Source organism: Brachyspira pulli, assembly GCF_036997785.1.
Classification (GTDB): Bacteria; Spirochaetota; Brachyspiria; order Brachyspirales; family Brachyspiraceae; genus Brachyspira; species Brachyspira pulli.
Genome location: NZ_JAWLQI010000013.1, coordinates 26,433 through 43,276 on the forward strand (window position 1 = coordinate 26,433; position 16,844 = coordinate 43,276).

Annotated in this window: 16 protein-coding genes; 8 read left to right on the top strand and 8 right to left on the bottom strand. The window is 26.0% G+C overall.

Annotation, left to right across the window (positions count from 1 at the left end; translation table 11 throughout):
• Window positions 1-118 precede the first annotated feature (118 nt).
• Both R4K56_RS04560 and R4K56_RS04565 read right to left on the bottom strand, forming a co-directional pair.
• The gene (locus R4K56_RS04560; protein WP_335758133.1) at window positions 119-1,966 is read right to left on the bottom strand and encodes a methyl-accepting chemotaxis protein; all 1,848 of its coding nucleotides are present in this window, start codon (window positions 1,964-1,966) and stop codon (window positions 119-121) included.
• A gap of 147 nt (window positions 1,967-2,113) precedes the next feature.
• Window positions 2,114-2,515: a hypothetical protein gene (locus R4K56_RS04565; RefSeq protein WP_335772106.1), complete on the bottom strand. Its 402-nt coding sequence runs from the start codon at window positions 2,513-2,515 to the stop codon at window positions 2,114-2,116.
• 452 nt (window positions 2,516-2,967) lie between these two features.
• On the opposite strand from R4K56_RS04565, the gene R4K56_RS04570 reads away from it, so the two are divergent.
• The 6 genes from R4K56_RS04570 to R4K56_RS04595 all read left to right on the top strand — a co-directional run bounded on the left by R4K56_RS04570 (window position 2,968) and on the right by R4K56_RS04595 (window position 7,812).
• Complete coding sequence (locus R4K56_RS04570; RefSeq protein ID WP_335757397.1) at window positions 2,968-4,560, top strand: peptide ABC transporter substrate-binding protein; 1,593 nt, start codon at window positions 2,968-2,970, stop codon at window positions 4,558-4,560.
• A gap of 307 nt (window positions 4,561-4,867) precedes the next feature.
• Window positions 4,868-5,437 (top strand): tetratricopeptide repeat protein, encoded by a 570-nt coding sequence (locus R4K56_RS04575; protein WP_335772105.1) that lies wholly within the window; start codon window positions 4,868-4,870, stop codon window positions 5,435-5,437.
• Between the two features lie 37 nt (window positions 5,438-5,474).
• Window positions 5,475-6,320, top strand: a complete 846-nt coding sequence (locus R4K56_RS04580) for a DUF4349 domain-containing protein (protein ID WP_335772104.1) — start codon at window positions 5,475-5,477, stop codon at window positions 6,318-6,320.
• 144 nt (window positions 6,321-6,464) lie between these two features.
• Window positions 6,465-6,698 carry a hypothetical protein gene (locus R4K56_RS04585; protein WP_335769776.1) on the top strand — a complete coding sequence of 78 codons (234 nt, stop codon included), beginning with the start codon at window positions 6,465-6,467 and terminating at the stop codon, window positions 6,696-6,698.
• A gap of 42 nt (window positions 6,699-6,740) precedes the next feature.
• Window positions 6,741-7,229 carry a Spy/CpxP family protein refolding chaperone gene (locus R4K56_RS04590; RefSeq protein ID WP_335772103.1) on the top strand — a complete coding sequence of 163 codons (489 nt, stop codon included), beginning with the start codon at window positions 6,741-6,743 and terminating at the stop codon, window positions 7,227-7,229.
• A 115-nt stretch (window positions 7,230-7,344) separates the two neighbouring features.
• Window positions 7,345-7,812, top strand: a complete 468-nt coding sequence (locus R4K56_RS04595) for a hypothetical protein (protein WP_297300592.1) — start codon at window positions 7,345-7,347, stop codon at window positions 7,810-7,812.
• Between the two features lie 503 nt (window positions 7,813-8,315).
• Here R4K56_RS04595 and R4K56_RS04600 read toward each other — a convergent pair.
• Window positions 8,316-8,792 carry an STM3941 family protein gene (locus R4K56_RS04600; protein ID WP_335772102.1) on the bottom strand — a complete coding sequence of 159 codons (477 nt, stop codon included), beginning with the start codon at window positions 8,790-8,792 and terminating at the stop codon, window positions 8,316-8,318.
• Between the two features lie 135 nt (window positions 8,793-8,927).
• Here R4K56_RS04600 and R4K56_RS04605 point away from each other — a divergent pair, with 135 nt between their 5' ends.
• Window positions 8,928-9,824, top strand: a complete 897-nt coding sequence (locus R4K56_RS04605) for a DMT family transporter (protein ID WP_335772101.1) — start codon at window positions 8,928-8,930, stop codon at window positions 9,822-9,824.
• On the opposite strand, the gene R4K56_RS04610 is transcribed toward R4K56_RS04605, so the two are convergent.
• The 5 genes from R4K56_RS04610 to R4K56_RS04630 form a co-directional block, all read right to left on the bottom strand.
• Window positions 9,819-9,995: an FmdB family zinc ribbon protein gene (locus R4K56_RS04610; protein ID WP_297298284.1), complete on the bottom strand. Its 177-nt coding sequence runs from the start codon at window positions 9,993-9,995 to the stop codon at window positions 9,819-9,821. The genes R4K56_RS04605 and R4K56_RS04610 overlap by 6 nt on opposite strands.
• An 83-nt stretch (window positions 9,996-10,078) precedes the next feature.
• On the bottom strand, window positions 10,079-11,158 hold the full coding sequence (locus tag R4K56_RS04615; RefSeq protein WP_335772100.1) for a DUF3810 domain-containing protein: 1,080 nt from the start codon (window positions 11,156-11,158) through the stop codon (window positions 10,079-10,081).
• 40 nt (window positions 11,159-11,198) lie between these two features.
• On the bottom strand, window positions 11,199-12,002 hold the full coding sequence (locus R4K56_RS04620) for a hypothetical protein (RefSeq protein WP_335757388.1): 804 nt from the start codon (window positions 12,000-12,002) through the stop codon (window positions 11,199-11,201).
• Between the two features lie 40 nt (window positions 12,003-12,042).
• The gene (locus R4K56_RS04625; RefSeq protein ID WP_335759219.1) at window positions 12,043-14,442 is read right to left on the bottom strand and encodes an ATP-binding protein; all 2,400 of its coding nucleotides are present in this window, start codon (window positions 14,440-14,442) and stop codon (window positions 12,043-12,045) included.
• 21 nt (window positions 14,443-14,463) lie between these two features.
• On the bottom strand, window positions 14,464-15,903 hold the full coding sequence (locus R4K56_RS04630) for an alpha-amylase family glycosyl hydrolase (protein ID WP_335772099.1): 1,440 nt from the start codon (window positions 15,901-15,903) through the stop codon (window positions 14,464-14,466).
• Window positions 15,904-16,135: 232 nt separating this feature from the next.
• On the opposite strand from R4K56_RS04630, the gene R4K56_RS04635 reads away from it, so the two are divergent.
• Window positions 16,136-16,843, top strand: a complete 708-nt coding sequence (locus R4K56_RS04635) for a PleD family two-component system response regulator (protein ID WP_335772098.1) — start codon at window positions 16,136-16,138, stop codon at window positions 16,841-16,843.
• The last annotated feature ends 1 nt before the right edge of the window (window position 16,844 follow it).

Sequence of the window (16,844 nt, forward strand, 5' to 3'; positions counted from 1 at the left end):
AATATTAATTTAATGTTATTAATTATATGAAATAGTTATACCTATAAACTAATAAATTCTACACTATATAAAAATAGCATAGAATTTATTAATATATTATATTTTTTATTTACTAAAATTATCTGCTTCCGTCTGGAAGTTGGAATACATGTATAGCTGCCATTAATTCTTCAGACTGAGCAAATAACAATTCAGCTGAAGCAGTAGCTTCTTCTACTAAAGCAGCGTTCTTTTGAGTTGTAGCATCCATTTCATTTACTGCTATCTTAATCTGATCTATTCCATTTTGCTGTTCAACAGCACTATTACTTATTCCTTCCATAATCTTTGAAGCATCTTCTATTTTATTTTGAATTTCAAGGAATATTTCTTGAGATTCTCTAGCTGTTCCTGTAGCTTTGTCTATCTTTTCATAAACATTTTCTATCAAATCAGTAATACTTTTTACTGAAGTTTGAGTAGTTTGAGCTAGATTTCTAACTTCGCTTGCTACTACAGCAAAACCTTTACCTTGTTCTCCAGCACGTGCTGCCTCAACTGAAGCATTAAGAGCAAGAATATTAGTTTGGAATGCTATATCTTCAATGATTTTTGTAATATCTTTAATTTTAGAACTAGCTTCATGAACTTCTTCTATATTAGAAGTTGTTTCAGATATAATATCTCCGGCATTTTCTACTGAAGTTTTTGATGCTAATATCATTTTGCTTCCATTTATAGAATTATCTGCTGAATCTTTTATAGTTGCTGAAATTTGAGTCATAGAAGCTGAAGTTTCCTCTATGCTTGCAGCCTGACTTTCAGTTCTATGTGCCAAATCAGTATTTTGTTCTGATAATTCTTTTGCAGCCATAGTAATATTATTAGCTGATTCTTCAACAACTCTTATAGTTTCTACAAGTTTTATTCTCATAGCAACAAATGCATTTGATAACTCTCCAAGTTCATCTTTACGTTTAATTTTTTGTTTTGTAGTTCTTAAATCTCCGTCTGCTATTTCTTTAGCAAGTCCTACTAATATATTTAATGGTTTTGTTATAGAACGTATAAATGCTGAAATAAATACTGATATTACAATAATTGCAATCAAAGATATAATAACCATCATTCTCATAAGAGCTACATTTGCTTCATAAATCTCTGACTCTGTTGCTGATACACCTAAAACCCAAGGCATAGTTTCTAATGTTGTATATGAAGCTACCCTTTTACTGCCTTCAAATTCATAACTTAATATACCGCTTTTTTGTTTGAAAGCTTCTGCATATTCCTTAGGAGCATTATTATTAATATTTTTTAAATTACTGTGTATTTTTATAATAATATTTTTATCTATTGCAAACATATTACCTGTTTTACCTATAACAAGAGGTTCTATATGATTCTTATTAAGAGTAGACCAGTCTAATATTACATATAAATAACCAATTACATTACCAACACTATTATTAACTTTTTCTAATAATATTAATGACCAACCGCCTGTTGTTAAAGAATGAGTAATATTATCTCCAAATACACCTTTATTATTTGAAGTTATCTTACTTTTCAAGTCCGGGTGTATATTAAACATATTTTGTCCAACTAAATCATTATTATCTGAATCAACTAAAACAGTTCCATTAGCATCAGATAAACCTATATTAATAGCATATTCATTCAATGATCTAAATTTTTTAAGGTTATTTAATGCAATGACTCTTGTATCTTCTGTTCTTTCTGCAACATATCTAATTAATTCTTCAGAAGTACTGTATATACCTGCTATAGTTAATTGATCTTTAAACCAAGTATCAATAAGCGACGCATATCCCATAACTGTATTATTATAGCCTGTATAAGTTGCATTTTTTATACTGTCAGAAGCCTTAATTTCAGCTATTACAATCAAGACAATAATAAAAAAGGTAACCATAGAAATAATGAAGAGCGGCATTTTTACCCTTAGACTTTGAAACTTTCTCATAAAAAACATTCTCCGAGTTGTTAAATCTACATTTTATATATAATTTATATATTTTTTTATAAAAGTGTTATACTTTTTTACATTAGTATAACAATAAACATCAAAAAGTGTACATTTTTTATTACAAAATAACTATAAAAAGTAACATTATTTGTTAGAATACACTTTTTTTATATACTCATACGGAAGTATTGCGTTTTTATCGGTATAAAAAAAATTTCCTATAGAAGCTACTTCTGATGAATATATAGTGATTTCATTCAATAAATTTTTATTTGTTGAATAAATATTTATATCATAACCAAGCTGTTTTTTTCCTAATTTAAATATAACCCTATTTAATGATATACTATTTAAACTTTTTATTATAAAATCTATATCATTAGTATCTGTTACTGATATGAAATCATTTCCATAATTTATATCTATTTTTGATACACTTTCAGGATAACATTTAATACCATTAATAGGAGCTTTGTACCATAAAACAGCTATAATAATAATTAATAGCAGTATAAATCCAATAATTTTTTTTAATTTATCTTTCATTTTTTAACTTTTATATTTTAAGATTAAGATTATAACATATAAAAAATTATTTATCAAATAATAAATTCATATTATTAGTTTATATAAAAAATACTAAATAAATATTTTATTATAAAACAATATTATAATAAGAAGTAAAAAAGAAAAATAATAAATTTTATATAAATATAATTTTCATTATAAAAACTATTAAATATTTAATATTTGTAAATAGATTATATTTACTTTATAAAAATTTTATTCTATAATTCTTTTTACAAATATTAACGGAAGTATTCTTTTTATGAAGCAAATAAAAATATATAAATTATTTTCTATAATAGTATTCTATAAAAAATATAAGATTCCCGAGAGCATTCTCATTCTGTAGGCAGTTTGTCTATATAAAAAACATATCAAATTTAATCTAATAAATTTATTATTTTTTAATACTTAATCAAAGGAGAAGTATCATGAAAAAAATATTATCTATTTTATTATTCTCATTTTTATTAATAATATCTTGTTCAAAAAATAAAGAAGATTCAGGATTATTAATAAATATAGGGCCGGAACCAAAAACATTAGACCCAACATATACAGAAACTTACGACGGTTCTGCTTATATAGCACATACATTTGAAGGATTAACTTCAAGAGATAAAGATGATAAACTAATACCGGCAGTAGCAGAAAGCTGGGAAATAAGCGAAGATTATAAAACATATACATTTCATTTAAGAACAAATGCTAAATGGCATGACGGTGTTTCTGTAACTGCAAATGATTTTGTATATGCTTGGAGGAGAGCTGTTGATCCTAAAGTTGCAAGTTCTGTAAGCTATCAATTAAACCCAATAAAAAATGCTGCTAAAATTATTAATAGTGAATTGCCTATTGAAGAATTAGGTGTAAAGGCATTAGATGATTATACTTTAGAAGTTGTATTAGAAAGTCCTACAACATATTTCTTGGATTTACTTGCGATTACAATATATAGTCCTCTTAGAGAAGATATAATAAATGAATATGGAGATTCTTGGACTCAAAAAAAATATATAGGAAACGGCCCTTATTATTTAAGCAAGCATATTAATAATGATAAATTAGTGATGATAAAAAGTACTAATTATTGGGATAATCAAAATATTAAAGCTGAAAAATTAACTTTCGCTCTTTTAGATAATCCTAATACTATTATATCTTCTATAGAAAATGGAACTTTATTATTTGGAAGCAATCCTCCATTACAGGATATACCAAAATTAACAGAGGAAGGCTATATTGATTATGTACCTTTACTTGCAATTTATTTTTTATCAGTTAATAGTACAAATGAAGTATTAAAAGATAAAAGAGTAAGAAAAGCTCTTTCACTTTCAATAGACAGAAACTACATTGTAAAAAATGTAACTAAAGGTGCTGAAACTCCTGCAGCAGCTTTAGTTCCTCCTCCAGTATATGATATAGAAGGTTCATTCAGAGAAAAAGGCGGAGATTATTTCAGTGTCAAAGAAGAAGATTATTCAAAAAATATTGATGAAGCAAAAAGACTTTTAGCTGAAGCAGGATATCCGGACGGAAAAAATTTCCCTGTTATAGAATTTACTGTTGAATCAGAAAGTTCAAAAAATATATTTGAAGCTATACAGCAAATGTGGAAAGAAAATTTAAATATTGATGCTGTAGTTAATCAATTAGAATGGGGAGTATTCATGCAGACAACTAGAGGAGATAAAAATTTCCAAATAGCACGTTCCGGCTGGATGGGAGATTATAATGACCCTATGACTTTTTTGGATACTTTTTTAAGCTACAGTCCTCAAAATACTGGAAGCTATTATAATAAAGAATACGAAGAATTAATAAAATCAGCTTTAACTAATGGAGATAAAGTTTCAAGAATGAATACACTACATAAAGCTGAAGATGTATTAATGGAAGATATGCCTTTCATACCGCTATACTTCTACAGCAGAGTAATACTTGTAAGACCTGAATTAAAAGGAGTTATGATAAGTGCAGTTATACCTCCAAGATTCTTTAATTGCTATGTTGAAAAATAATAGTATAAAAATATAAAAAAAATAAATTAGTAAATAAAAAATTTGAGTATCTAGTAATATACAAAGTTGCTTACTAGATACTCTATTTTTTTATTATTAATAATCATAATTACTATTTAGTATTTTTTGTTAATATAAAATATAGTATACTATACAAAAATTATTAAAAATAATACTTAATTTTTGTTAATAAAAACTAAACATAATATTACTTTTTACAATTCATAATGTTTTCTATATTATGAAGTAATATTGCTTCTATATAAAAACAATTAATTTGTTTTTAATTTTTATTAAGGAATAAATTATGAATAAAAATTTAAATACCATCAATAATATAGATGATATCAAAAATATAATAAGAGATAAATTTAAACTTTCTCTATATGAAGAAGCAATAGAAATACTTGATGAAGCATTAGAAAAAAATTATATAGACAGTGAAATATATTATATAAGAGGAATGTCAAAACAGGAACTAAAACTATATGACGGTGCTATAGATGATTATAATAAATCAATAGAGATTAATCCTTATGATGAAAAAGTTTATTATGTAAGAGGATCATCAAAATTTCAATTAGGATTATTTGAAGAATCTATTAGAGATTATAATAAATTTATAGATAAAAATCCTTATTATGTATGGGCTTATAATGATAGAGGAAATGCTAAATATAGTTTAGGTTTATATATTGAAGCTATAGAATATTATGACAAAGCTATAGAATTGAATCCTAATAATGAATTAGCTTATCATAATAGAGGAAATGCTAAATATAATATAGGACTTTATGATGAAGCTATAATTGATTATAATAAAGTTATAGAACTTAATCCAAATGCTAATGTATCATACTGCATAAAAAATGATTAATTGAAAAATTATAATTATTTATAAATGGGGGTAAATAATGAAAAAATTTATTATTATTATGTTAAGTACGCTTTTACTATTATCATGCGGAGGAAAAAGCGGATCAAGTAATAATATAAATTTCACAACTCAAAGTGCTGTGCCTCCCCCTAGCCCAATGATGATTGAAGAAAATGAAGTTGTTACTGATAGTGTAAATTACACTTCAGAAAGCAATGTAGAAAGAAAATTAATAGTAACTGTTGATATAAGAATTAATTCAAAAGATGTAGAAAAAAGTTATAAATCAATAGAAAATAAAGTCAAAGAATATAATGGATATTTTGATAATGTAGAATCTTCAAAAAATAGATATTACCTTACAATAAGAATACCAAAAGATAATTTAAATAATTTTATATCTTTCATAGAAGAAAGTGAAAAAATAGAAAATAAAAATATCAGCACTCAAGATGTTACCGATACATATTACGATACCGATAACAGAATAAAAAACCGAGAAGTACTTTTAGAAAAACTAAGAAATTATTTAAAAGAAGCAAAAAATATTGATGAAATATTAAAAATCGAAGATAGAATTAATACTTTAACTTATGAAATAGAAAGAATGAAAGGAAATCTTCAAAATTTACAGTCATCTATAGACTATTCAAGAGTTACTGTTAATATACAAAATCAAGAAGCCATAAAAAGCAATACAAATATATATAATAAATATTTAAATCTAATATCATTCTTAAAAGAATTTTTCTCAGGTATAATATTCTTTATAGTAGGATTTGTAGCTGTTGGAATACCTATAGTATTAATATTGGCATTATTCTACTATATTTGTTTCGGAAAAATAGGTTTAATAAAGAAATTATACAAAAAAATCAAGTAAATTACATATACCCTCATTCTGTATTATAAAAAATTGAATTTTTTTTATCAATTTTTATTTTTTTCGGGAACTTTTCTATCAAGTTAGCGTCTAACATAGCATAATAAAAACAAAAATACCAGTAAATAAAAAAGGAGAAAACATATGAAAAAAGGTATTATAATTTTTGTTTCAATCGCAATAATGTTATTTGCTTCTGTTAGCTTATTTGCTCAATACGGCAGAGGTTATGGAAATGGAAGAGGATATGGAAGAGGTTACGGCAGAGGCTGTAATTACGGAAGATCCTATAATACAGGCTATAATTCTGAATACAGAAATTATAGAGGATATTACAATAATTATAATGGTTGTTACTACAGCACTTATAATAAATAAGCATAAAAATAATAAAAATGTTATAAAAAAGGAGAAAACAATATGAAAAACAAAATTAACAAAAAGGTAGTAATATTAATATCAATAGCTATAATGGTACTTGGTTCTGCATCAGTATTTGCTCAATACGGCAGAGGTTATGGAAATAGAATGGGTTACGGCAGAGGCTGCGGATATGGTTATGATAGAGGATACGGACATCATGGCAGAGGTTATGGAAACGGAATGGGTTACGGCAGAGGCTGCGGATATGGTTATGGCAGAGGATATGGATATTATAACAACAATCTTACTCAAGAACAAATAGATGAAATTAGAGCTATACATGATAAATATTTCCCTCAAATGGATACTTTAAGAAGAGAAATATTCAATCAAAATGAAACTATAGCTGTAGAAATGAGAAAAGAAAATCCAGATCAAAATGCTATAAATGCTGCAATAGATGCTAGAAGTAAAGCTTCTGCAGATTTATCAAAATTGAGAACTCAATGTTATTTAGAGATAGACAAAGTTTACCAAAATAAATAATTTTTTAATCGCTCAACTTTAATCCCCCACATAATAGTAAAATATTATGTGGGTATTTTTATTTTTTATTATTTATTCTGTTTTATAAAAATATAATGGTTTAAGGAGGATAATTATGAAAATATTATTTATACTTTTAAGTGTTTCAGCAATGGCTTTTTCACAATACTATTACAGTCCAACACCTAAAGTTGGAAATGTAAAACCATTTATAGCACCAAAAACAAGAACTGCTATACCTGTTTATCCTTATAAAAATGATCTTACAACACCAAGATACGGCAATCCGGGATACACTAAATCATACTACAGGAATGGAAGATTTCATTACTTCGGAAGCGGATATATGAGCTATATGGAAAGACAAAAATTAAGAGCTATAGACGGAAGATATTCTCCAAGATACAGAATGTTAGAAAATCAAATGAGAGTCAATAACTCTGCAATAAAATCTCAAATGCATCAGAAAAATCCAAACAACAATGCTATAAATAGTGCTGTTAATGATAATTTTAGAATAGAAATGGAAATGCAGATGATTAGAACTTTAAGAGAATTAGATATAAACAGACATTTTAAATAATTTTAATTATTTAAGTATATACCTAAACAATTATATTTTGTCATAAATAATTTTTTATATTTTAAATATATGCAGGGCTTTGCCCACTGCGAAGCACACAGAGTGCAAATCTGTGTGCTTACACAGCACCCCCACTTCTTTTGCGACTGGAAGGAGTGCCTGCGACCATAGGAAGTCCTTTAGGGTGGCGTGCCACAAAGAAGCAGGAACAGCCCGCCTTCGGCGAAGGGCTATATTTTAGCTTAAATTTGATAATTTATATTACATGTAAAAACAATTTTAGATGATTTAGTACTAATTTTATACTTGCACTTTCGCGAAGCGTATCCGAGTTTATCGAGGATATAAGGTTCTTTGACGAAGTCCGCAGAGCGTGGCGGCAAAAAAGTTAATAATTCTATATAAAGTGCATCAGTTGACAAAGTTAAAAATTTCAGTATATACCTAAACAACTATATTTTGTCAAAATAATTTTTTTAATTTAAAATATTTTAATTAAAAAATTAAATAATTCCTGTGCTTTTTTCAAAATAATGTGTAATAAGAGATATAACAGTATTTTTCTTCATTTTTAATTCTGACATATAAAACACAAAAGGTTCATTTGCATTCTTTCTATTTCTTGATAAACTGCTCTCCTCTTTTAGATAAATATATATAAATGTTTTTGAAAAATGTATTTCTTTAATTTCATTCCATTTTACAAATATATTTTTATTTCTTAATACAATATTATACATTATTCCATTTTCATCTAAAACGATAATAGGATTTCTTGATTTAAATAATTGAATAATAACAACTAAAAAACTTATTGAAAAAAATAATAAACTAAAAAATAATAATACCTTTTTATATCCGCTTAAATTAATAAAAGCTAATATTGAAACTACAAGAAAAATTGCAGACACAGCTAATAATAAAAATAATTTTCTTTTACTGTTATATATTTCAAGTTTAGGTAAATCTTCTTGCTCCATTTTTACTCCAAAAAATTAATATTAACTGTATATCAAATAAAAAAATAATTCAATATAAAAAATATTAATTGACAAATAATTATTTTCATTTAAAATCTCGCAGCAAAACAATTAAGATTTTTAGGATACAAAAATATGATAAAAAAGATTATGCCAATATTTCCAATATTAGCTGGAATTTTATGGGGTGCTACTGGTATATTCATAAGAAAATCTATGGATTTAGGAATGAATAGTATAACAGTAATATCATCAAAAGTAAGTATAGCCTCAATTATAATGATAATATTTATAACTATTTATAATAAATCATTATTAAAAATAAAATTAAAAGACATATACATATTTATATCGGCTGCTTTGCTTGGCATGTTTGCAGTGAACGTATTTTTTAATGAAAGCGTACATTTATTATCACTTTCTTTAGCAGCAGTTTTATTAAGCCTATCGCCTATATTTGTACTTATAATGTCATATTTTTTATATAAAGAAAAAATAACTACAATAAAAATTATATCTATGATTCTTGCTTTTCTAGGCTGTGTGCTTGTAAGTAATGTACTATCATCAAAAATAAATTTATCATTTAGAGGAATAATTAGCGGATTGCTTGCTGCTTTTTTCTATGCCCTTTACAGCATAATATCAAAAAAAGCATTACAAAAAGGTTATCATTCACTTACAATAACTTTATATGCATTTATATTTATTTCAATTATTATAGCACCATTTACCAACTGGGGATTAATAATAAATTTAGTGAAAAATGACCCTATAAATATTTCTGTATTTATGATAATGCATTCCGTATTGGTACTTATAATGCCTTATGTATTTTATACTATATCATTTTCATTTATGGACGCTGGAAAAGCATCTATACTTGCCTCATGCGAACCTATAGCATCAACTATATTTGGTATAATATTCTTTAATGAAATACCTAATATACCTTCAATTATAGGTATTGCATTAACAGTTACAGCATTGACATTATTGAGCATGCCAAGTAAAAAGAAATCTCTATCATAATTTTTTTATCATTTCATCTATATCTTTAGTTCTTGAACTTTTGCAGTATGGACATTTTTGGGGATTAATTTTTAAAATTAAAAAATCTATGGTATTCTTTTTTCTTTTCACAGTGAATCTTCTTTTGCATGATTTGCATTGATAAAAATAAGGAGGTTCATTCAATCTCATAAAATACCCTTAAAAATTAATTCATAAATTTGCCAATATAAAATTAACAAACTGTATTATATTATCGTAAAAAAAATTAAATATTAAAGATAGCCCTTACTTTTAAAATATAATACTAATAACCTTACAACTCTTGAATAACTTTTTACTCCATATTGCTGACTATTAGCTTTTAAATAAGTATCATTAACCGTTTGACTTACTTTAGATAAACTTCCTGAATATTGCTGCCAAAATTCATAATATTTTTGCATTTCTTCTTTAATTTCGCTATTTAAATTTGCCATTAAATGAGCATAATTTTCATCTCTTTTTACTTCCCCTAAAACATAAAGCAATGCCTCAAAATTAGCAGAGTATCTTACAAAAGCATCGGAATGTTTAGAACAAGCAATATAAGATATAAAATTTGCCTCGTCCTCATAAGCTATTCCTATTTGATGAGCCATTTCATGACCTATAGTAAATGGTAAAGAAACGCTTGGTATAAGTATATTAACATTTGCCTCAGATGTAAAAGGAGAATATATACCTGTTATTTGTAAATGTAAAAATAACTTTGATATCATTATAGGCTTCGTTTTTGAATAACTCATTTCAAGAAATTTAAACTCTTCAAATACCTTATTATATTCACTCTCTACAAGTCTGTTTAATACCTGATAATTAGTATTAACTTTTGTATACTTCATTTCATTTTTTAAATCATTAACATTTTTTATTAGTCTTTCAGCTAAATAATAAATATCATTATCTGTAATATTTTTATTATCAGCATAATTTTCTATAATAGGCACCCTATGATAATTCAATCCCCAAAATAGTAGAAAAATTATATATATAACAAGAGCTGAACATAATAAAACATATAAAAAATTCAATGCAATTATTGATTTCTCTTTTAAAGAATGAATATTATGATTGAAAAAAGATTTTTTAAAAGCTATTACAATAAAAACAATAACTGCTATTATAAATAAAAAAAGTAAAACTTCACCTACAGAAAAACTAAAATTAGATGATAATTTATTTATATTTCCAGCTATATTTTTGTATATAGTTCTAGAATAGAAATTCTCTATAAAATTTTTAGACATTGTTGTTATTCTTAATATAACAACAATAAAAATAAGTGATAATATAACAGTAATTTTTACTTTCATCTTAATAAATATTATATAAAAAAAGACTAATTTGTCAAAATTACTTCATCTTTTTGATATCAGCATCCATTTTCTTCTTCCACAAATCATACATTTTTTTCTTTTCTTCAGCTTCTTCAACTTCATTCAAATATACATGTATTCTTCTAAGAGATGCTGTTATATTTAACGCTAATTTCATATCATCTAATCTTTTATCTTGAAGCTCATATTTTGTTCTGTACTGTTCGGCAGATGATGCTAATAATCTTTTTACTAAATCCATCATTTTTATTCTATATTTAAAACCTTCTAGTTCAGGACTTAATTCTTTAATATAAGTCTTAAAATCTATCATATTTTTACCTAAAATAGCAAATCTGCCTTCTATTTCAACAAAATTCTGAAGCCATTTAGAATTTTCACCATAACAATATTTGAAATAATCTATAATATAACCAAATGAACATAAAAATTCATATTTCCATTGGTCAGTTAATTTACCTTTAAAATATTCATGAATTTCTTCATTCAAAGAAAGAGAATCGTCAGTATGATTTCCAAAAACCTCTTCTAAAAGCATAATAGCTTTATTGATATAACGTCTTCCGTCATTTAACTGATTATCAGAACGAACATCTATATATTCTATGGCAATATAACAAGTCGTAGCAATATAAGAAGAAGCCTGTATATATAATACAGCTGCATCTATCTTCTTTTCGCAAATAGCAAAATGGTCTTCTAAAAGGAGCAAATCCTTTTCAACCTTTACTAATTTCGATTCAGTACCTGCAAGCAAGTCCTTATATTTATTTTGCATTCTAATACAATCAGCTTTTGCTGCTTCACTTATTTTTGCCATAACTATATCTCCCCAATAATTAATTGTCGGAAAATAATTATTAATTATTTAAACTAACTGGTATAGAAACAAAAAAAGTTGTTACTTTAAAAATATCATTCACACTTTTTAAAACCATACTTCCGCCATGAGCTTCAACTATTCTCTTAGATATGGCCAGTCCTATACCAACACCATGACTTTTTGTAGTAAAGAATGGTGTAAATATCTTCTCTGCTAAATCCGGTTCTATATACGAATTTGTATTTTCCACTATTATATCTATAATAGATTCCCTATAAGCATTATCATCAAATATTACGCTAATATAGGAATCTTTATCTCCATCATTTATAGCATCTATAGCATTGATTACAAGATTAAACACAACTTCATTCATTCTGTCATAATCCCATCTTACAACTTCCTCTTTTGTCATCTTAAGTGCATAAAATTTAATATTCTTACCGCTCTTTTTAATATATTCATTAGAAAGAATAGTTAAATATTTTATCATGTCATCTATTTTTATATTATCAACTTCCAAGTTAATACTTTTAGCAAAAGATAAATTCCTTCTCAAATAATTTTCTAAATTTTCTACTTCATTAGCAATTATTTGGGCATAATTTTTTATATTTTCCTCTTTACTTACTTTTACAAGCCTATTAGCAAATCCGGCAATAGGAACTATAAAATTTCTTAAATTATGAGCCATAGAAGAACTCATCTCTCCTATTATAGCCAAACTTTTTAAATCAAGTAAAGTTTTCTCTGCTGCTTTAAGAGCATTGTTATTTCTTTCCATTTCATTATAAAGTGAAGAATATTCCAAAGCAACAGCCGCCTGCCTGCCGAACATCTTTAAATAATCAAGATCATCTTCCGGAATAGGCTTTCCATTATATGGATTATCTACAACTATCATACCAATACAATTTACAGAATTCATTATAGGAATGATGGCAAAAGGATAATCACCAAATATATCTGTATATTTTCTTATTTGAGTTACAAGCTCATTATTATCTAAATTTATAACACTGATGCTGTTTTTGTTATTAAATACATCATAAAATAATTTACAATTTTCATTATTTGGTATAACAGTATTTAGGAATTTCTGATTCAAATCCCAAGCATCTTCCATGCTTCTCTTATCGAAAGAAAGCATTAATTTCTCTCTTAAAGCAAATTTTTCTAAATTCTGCATATTACTCCATATAACACCTGCATCCTGTGCATTTTTCGGAGCAACACACATACGTCCCCTAAATACGTTAAACTCTTTATCATAAAGAAATGCAAATGCTCTATTAAAAGCAAATACATCTCCTATTGTAGTAATAGTTAAAAGTAAAAATAATATATCTTCTGTTTTAGAACGGGCTAATAAAATATTACTTATATCATACAATGTATTTAAACGCGACATGTGTTTTAAATTCTTTTCATTAGCCTTGCTTAACTCTATTATATTATAATGTTCTGAAATTCTGCTTGATATATTGGCAAGCAAAGGATTAAATAAATTAAGATCCTCTAAATCAAAATCACCTAAAGGATTAACTGCATCAGGAATTTTATCTACAACAACAATATATCCTATACAGCCTTTTTTTACTGGTATCCTGTTAAATAATACAGATCTATTTATAACTCCTTCAAATTTTTTATAATTTTTATCTTTTGATACATTATTTACAAAGAATATATTATTATCCCAATATTCCTCAACATAAATCTCGTCTTCAAATATTGAGTAATCAAAATCTTCTGGAAAACCATAACTTGATCTAGTATACAAATTATTATTTTCATCTCTAAGCCTAATAAAAGCCTTACTGGCAGTGAAAATATTAGCAACATCTGTAGCCAAATGATTTAAATTATTCTCAAATTCATCTACATCGCTTAATTTTAAATATAATTCTCTAAGCAGCTTTAATTGCTTATCTCTTTCTTTATATGTTACGCTTTGAAGAACATTATTGGCATATACTGCAAAATGACCTATAACATTTTTTATCTCTGAAACTATACTTTCATAAAAACTTATTTTATTTTCTTTATTTCTGAAAACAATAACACCTATAGGATTGGCATAAAAGAATATAGGAAGAACAGCTATAGAGCTATAATTTGAAAATACCTCAATATCTGTATGATTAATATTTTCACCTATAAAGATTTTTTGATCATACAATACATCTTTACAGTGGGAGGCTTCTATATGAAAATCTACTTTACATACATAGTATCTATCTATACCATATACGCCTCTTAATATAAGATAATCTCCTTTAGGAAAATATACTTCACCGCAATCAAATCCATAATATTGACAAGTTTTCTCTAAAAACAAATCAACAACTCTATCTATCTCATTTGTATTTTCAGCAAAAAGAAGCCCCATAGATAGATCTAAAAAAAAGCTGTCTATTGATTTTCTCTCTTCCATAAAAAACGCCTTCCATAATAATTATATACTGCTGCTGTCTGTATCAAATAAACTTTTTTCTGTCACTTTAAATATTTTTAATTCATGAGGTAAAATTTTTATAGTATCGGTAATACTACCTATAATATTATCAAATGATATATCTTCCTTTATACCATATTTTAAAGTATCTAATTCTTCCTCTTTAGATGTAATATTAACAATCACTAAAACTCTGTCTTTACCGTCTAAACTATATTTATAAAATTTCCTAAAAGGATCCTTTTTCTCCTCTTTTTCTTGATTATCATTGCAATCATTATTATGATTATTTTCGTTATCTTTTTTTAATTTTTCTAATATCTTTTTTTCTTCTATATCAATAGAAACTATTTTACCGCAATTAGCAAGTATATCATTGCTTTTTACATAATCAGTCATATTTTTTATATATTCAGCTAAATCATAACTGATATTTTCATAATCTTTTTCACTTCCGCCAACTACATTGCATCTATTTATAAAACCATATTCATCACCTGTAGTTATCATCCACATATCGCATACTATTGCTGTAAATAGCATAGTTTGCTTTACTTTCCAAATATTGCCGTCATATTCAGTGATAAGTCTTTTAGTATCATGATTACTAGGAAAAGCTATTTGTTTTGATTTTTCTCTAGCCAAATCATACTGCTCAATAAACCATTCGCCTTCATAATCCCACCATTTAGCACTGCTTGCAATATAATCAAAACCAGCTTTTATTAAATTTTTAGTATCTTTAACTGGGCAGCCTAAACTTTCAGCGAAAAATATAACATCTTTATTGATTTTTTTAGCATTATCTATCAGATATTTCCATAATTCTTTAGGCACTTTATAGGCAGCATCACATCTGAAACCGCTGAATCCTAAATCAAGATTATGTTTTACAAGATCATTCCAATAATTCCATATAGGATTTAATATTTCATCACATAAGATAATTTCTTCATCATCTTCTTTATTTTCTTCATTATTATCTTTATGTTCTTCTTCCTTCTTGTTAGGATCCATCTCATTATCAAATACAGCCAAATCGCCCCACTCTACCCATTTGCCGTTATCCCAAGCTCCAGGGGACTGCAGTACACCGTCTTTAGTTTTATACCATTCAAAATGTTCTTCTACTAAATTACAGTCTTTAGATGAATGATTAATAACTAAGTCTATCATCACTTTAATATTATTTTTATTGCAATAAGAAATGAAATCTTTCAATTCTTTTTCTGCTATATCTTGATCTGAAGTGCTGAAAAATGAAGAATTATATTTATAATAGTACTTTGTAGCGTACAAACTGCCACTAAAACCAGGGTATGTGATAGGATTTACATATACCCACTCGAATCCCATAGCCTTTATCCTATCAATATGGCTATACCAATTTTTTATATGCCCAAGAAGCGGCGGAAACAAATTATATCCTGATACTCTCATTCTTATAATTATATACAAATAATAAAAAAAAACAACTTTTTATCATTTTTTTATAAATAAAATATAATAATATTTTTTAATTTGATATATAATATACTTTCAAGTACATTATATAAAATAATTTTATGATAATTATTAATATATACAATATGATTAGCTATTTATATATTATTGATTTTAATTGTTTCTATATATATAATAATAAAAAATAATATAATTTTCAGGTAATATTATGCGAGTATTAGTTTACGATTCATCTTTACAAATAAGAGACAGTCTTATAAGCATTCTTATAACAGCAGGATATGAAGTAGTAGCTGTGAAAGATAAAAATAGTATTTTGCCTATGTTTGGTAAATTGCCTTTTACAGTAGCTATTATAGAAGTTGAAGAGAATGACTCTGAAATGGCTGATATCCTTGAAAAAATTTATTTAGATGACAGATACGGCGGTGTGCATGTAATAGTTCATGTAAGCGATCCAAGCAAAGAATTTTTCAGTAAAATGATGAGAATAGGAATTGCTGGCTTCTTACTAAAACCTTTTAATGAAAAAGATTTTTTAAATAGATTTAATTTATTATTAGAAAAAGCCAATATTAAACCTAAAAAATTAAAACATATAGTTATAAACAATTTGGATAATTTTAAACTTGTATTCAGACATGATGGTGTAAGACAGATACTGCATGGTATGATAATAGAAATGTCACCTGTAGGTTTAAAATTTATTATGCCTCCTGAAGAAGCTAGCCTAGAAATCGGACATATTATAAAAAATGCTTCTATGGCTATCAATGCTTATAAAATAAATTTTTCTATAAGTATATCAGAAAAAATAGGTAATGAATATATTGGAAAATTTGAGGACTTATCAGCATTTAATACTAAATTAATATGTAAATTTATATATGATAAATATTCTGAAAAATTAAAATAAA

What these genes read in the sequence shown, in the direction of transcription:
- R4K56_RS04560 (WP_335758133.1), bottom strand. Translation starts at nt 1,966, where the DNA reads ATGAGAAAGTTTCAAAGTCTAAGGGTAAAAATGCCGCTCTTCATTATT.
- R4K56_RS04565 (WP_335772106.1), bottom strand. Translation starts at nt 2,515, where the DNA reads ATGAAAGATAAATTAAAAAAAATTATTGGATTTATACTGCTATTAATT.
- R4K56_RS04570 (WP_335757397.1), top strand. Translation starts at nt 2,968, where the DNA reads ATGAAAAAAATATTATCTATTTTATTATTCTCATTTTTATTAATAATA.
- R4K56_RS04575 (WP_335772105.1), top strand. Translation starts at nt 4,868, where the DNA reads ATGAATAAAAATTTAAATACCATCAATAATATAGATGATATCAAAAAT.
- R4K56_RS04580 (WP_335772104.1), top strand. Translation starts at nt 5,475, where the DNA reads ATGAAAAAATTTATTATTATTATGTTAAGTACGCTTTTACTATTATCA.
- R4K56_RS04585 (WP_335769776.1), top strand. Translation starts at nt 6,465, where the DNA reads ATGAAAAAAGGTATTATAATTTTTGTTTCAATCGCAATAATGTTATTT.
- R4K56_RS04590 (WP_335772103.1), top strand. Translation starts at nt 6,741, where the DNA reads ATGAAAAACAAAATTAACAAAAAGGTAGTAATATTAATATCAATAGCT.
- R4K56_RS04595 (WP_297300592.1), top strand. Translation starts at nt 7,345, where the DNA reads ATGAAAATATTATTTATACTTTTAAGTGTTTCAGCAATGGCTTTTTCA.
- R4K56_RS04600 (WP_335772102.1), bottom strand. Translation starts at nt 8,792, where the DNA reads ATGGAGCAAGAAGATTTACCTAAACTTGAAATATATAACAGTAAAAGA.
- R4K56_RS04605 (WP_335772101.1), top strand. Translation starts at nt 8,928, where the DNA reads ATGATAAAAAAGATTATGCCAATATTTCCAATATTAGCTGGAATTTTA.
- R4K56_RS04610 (WP_297298284.1), bottom strand. Translation starts at nt 9,995, where the DNA reads ATGAGATTGAATGAACCTCCTTATTTTTATCAATGCAAATCATGCAAA.
- R4K56_RS04615 (WP_335772100.1), bottom strand. Translation starts at nt 11,158, where the DNA reads ATGAAAGTAAAAATTACTGTTATATTATCACTTATTTTTATTGTTGTT.
- R4K56_RS04620 (WP_335757388.1), bottom strand. Translation starts at nt 12,002, where the DNA reads ATGGCAAAAATAAGTGAAGCAGCAAAAGCTGATTGTATTAGAATGCAA.
- R4K56_RS04625 (WP_335759219.1), bottom strand. Translation starts at nt 14,442, where the DNA reads ATGGAAGAGAGAAAATCAATAGACAGCTTTTTTTTAGATCTATCTATG.
- R4K56_RS04630 (WP_335772099.1), bottom strand. Translation starts at nt 15,903, where the DNA reads ATGAGAGTATCAGGATATAATTTGTTTCCGCCGCTTCTTGGGCATATA.
- R4K56_RS04635 (WP_335772098.1), top strand. Translation starts at nt 16,136, where the DNA reads ATGCGAGTATTAGTTTACGATTCATCTTTACAAATAAGAGACAGTCTT.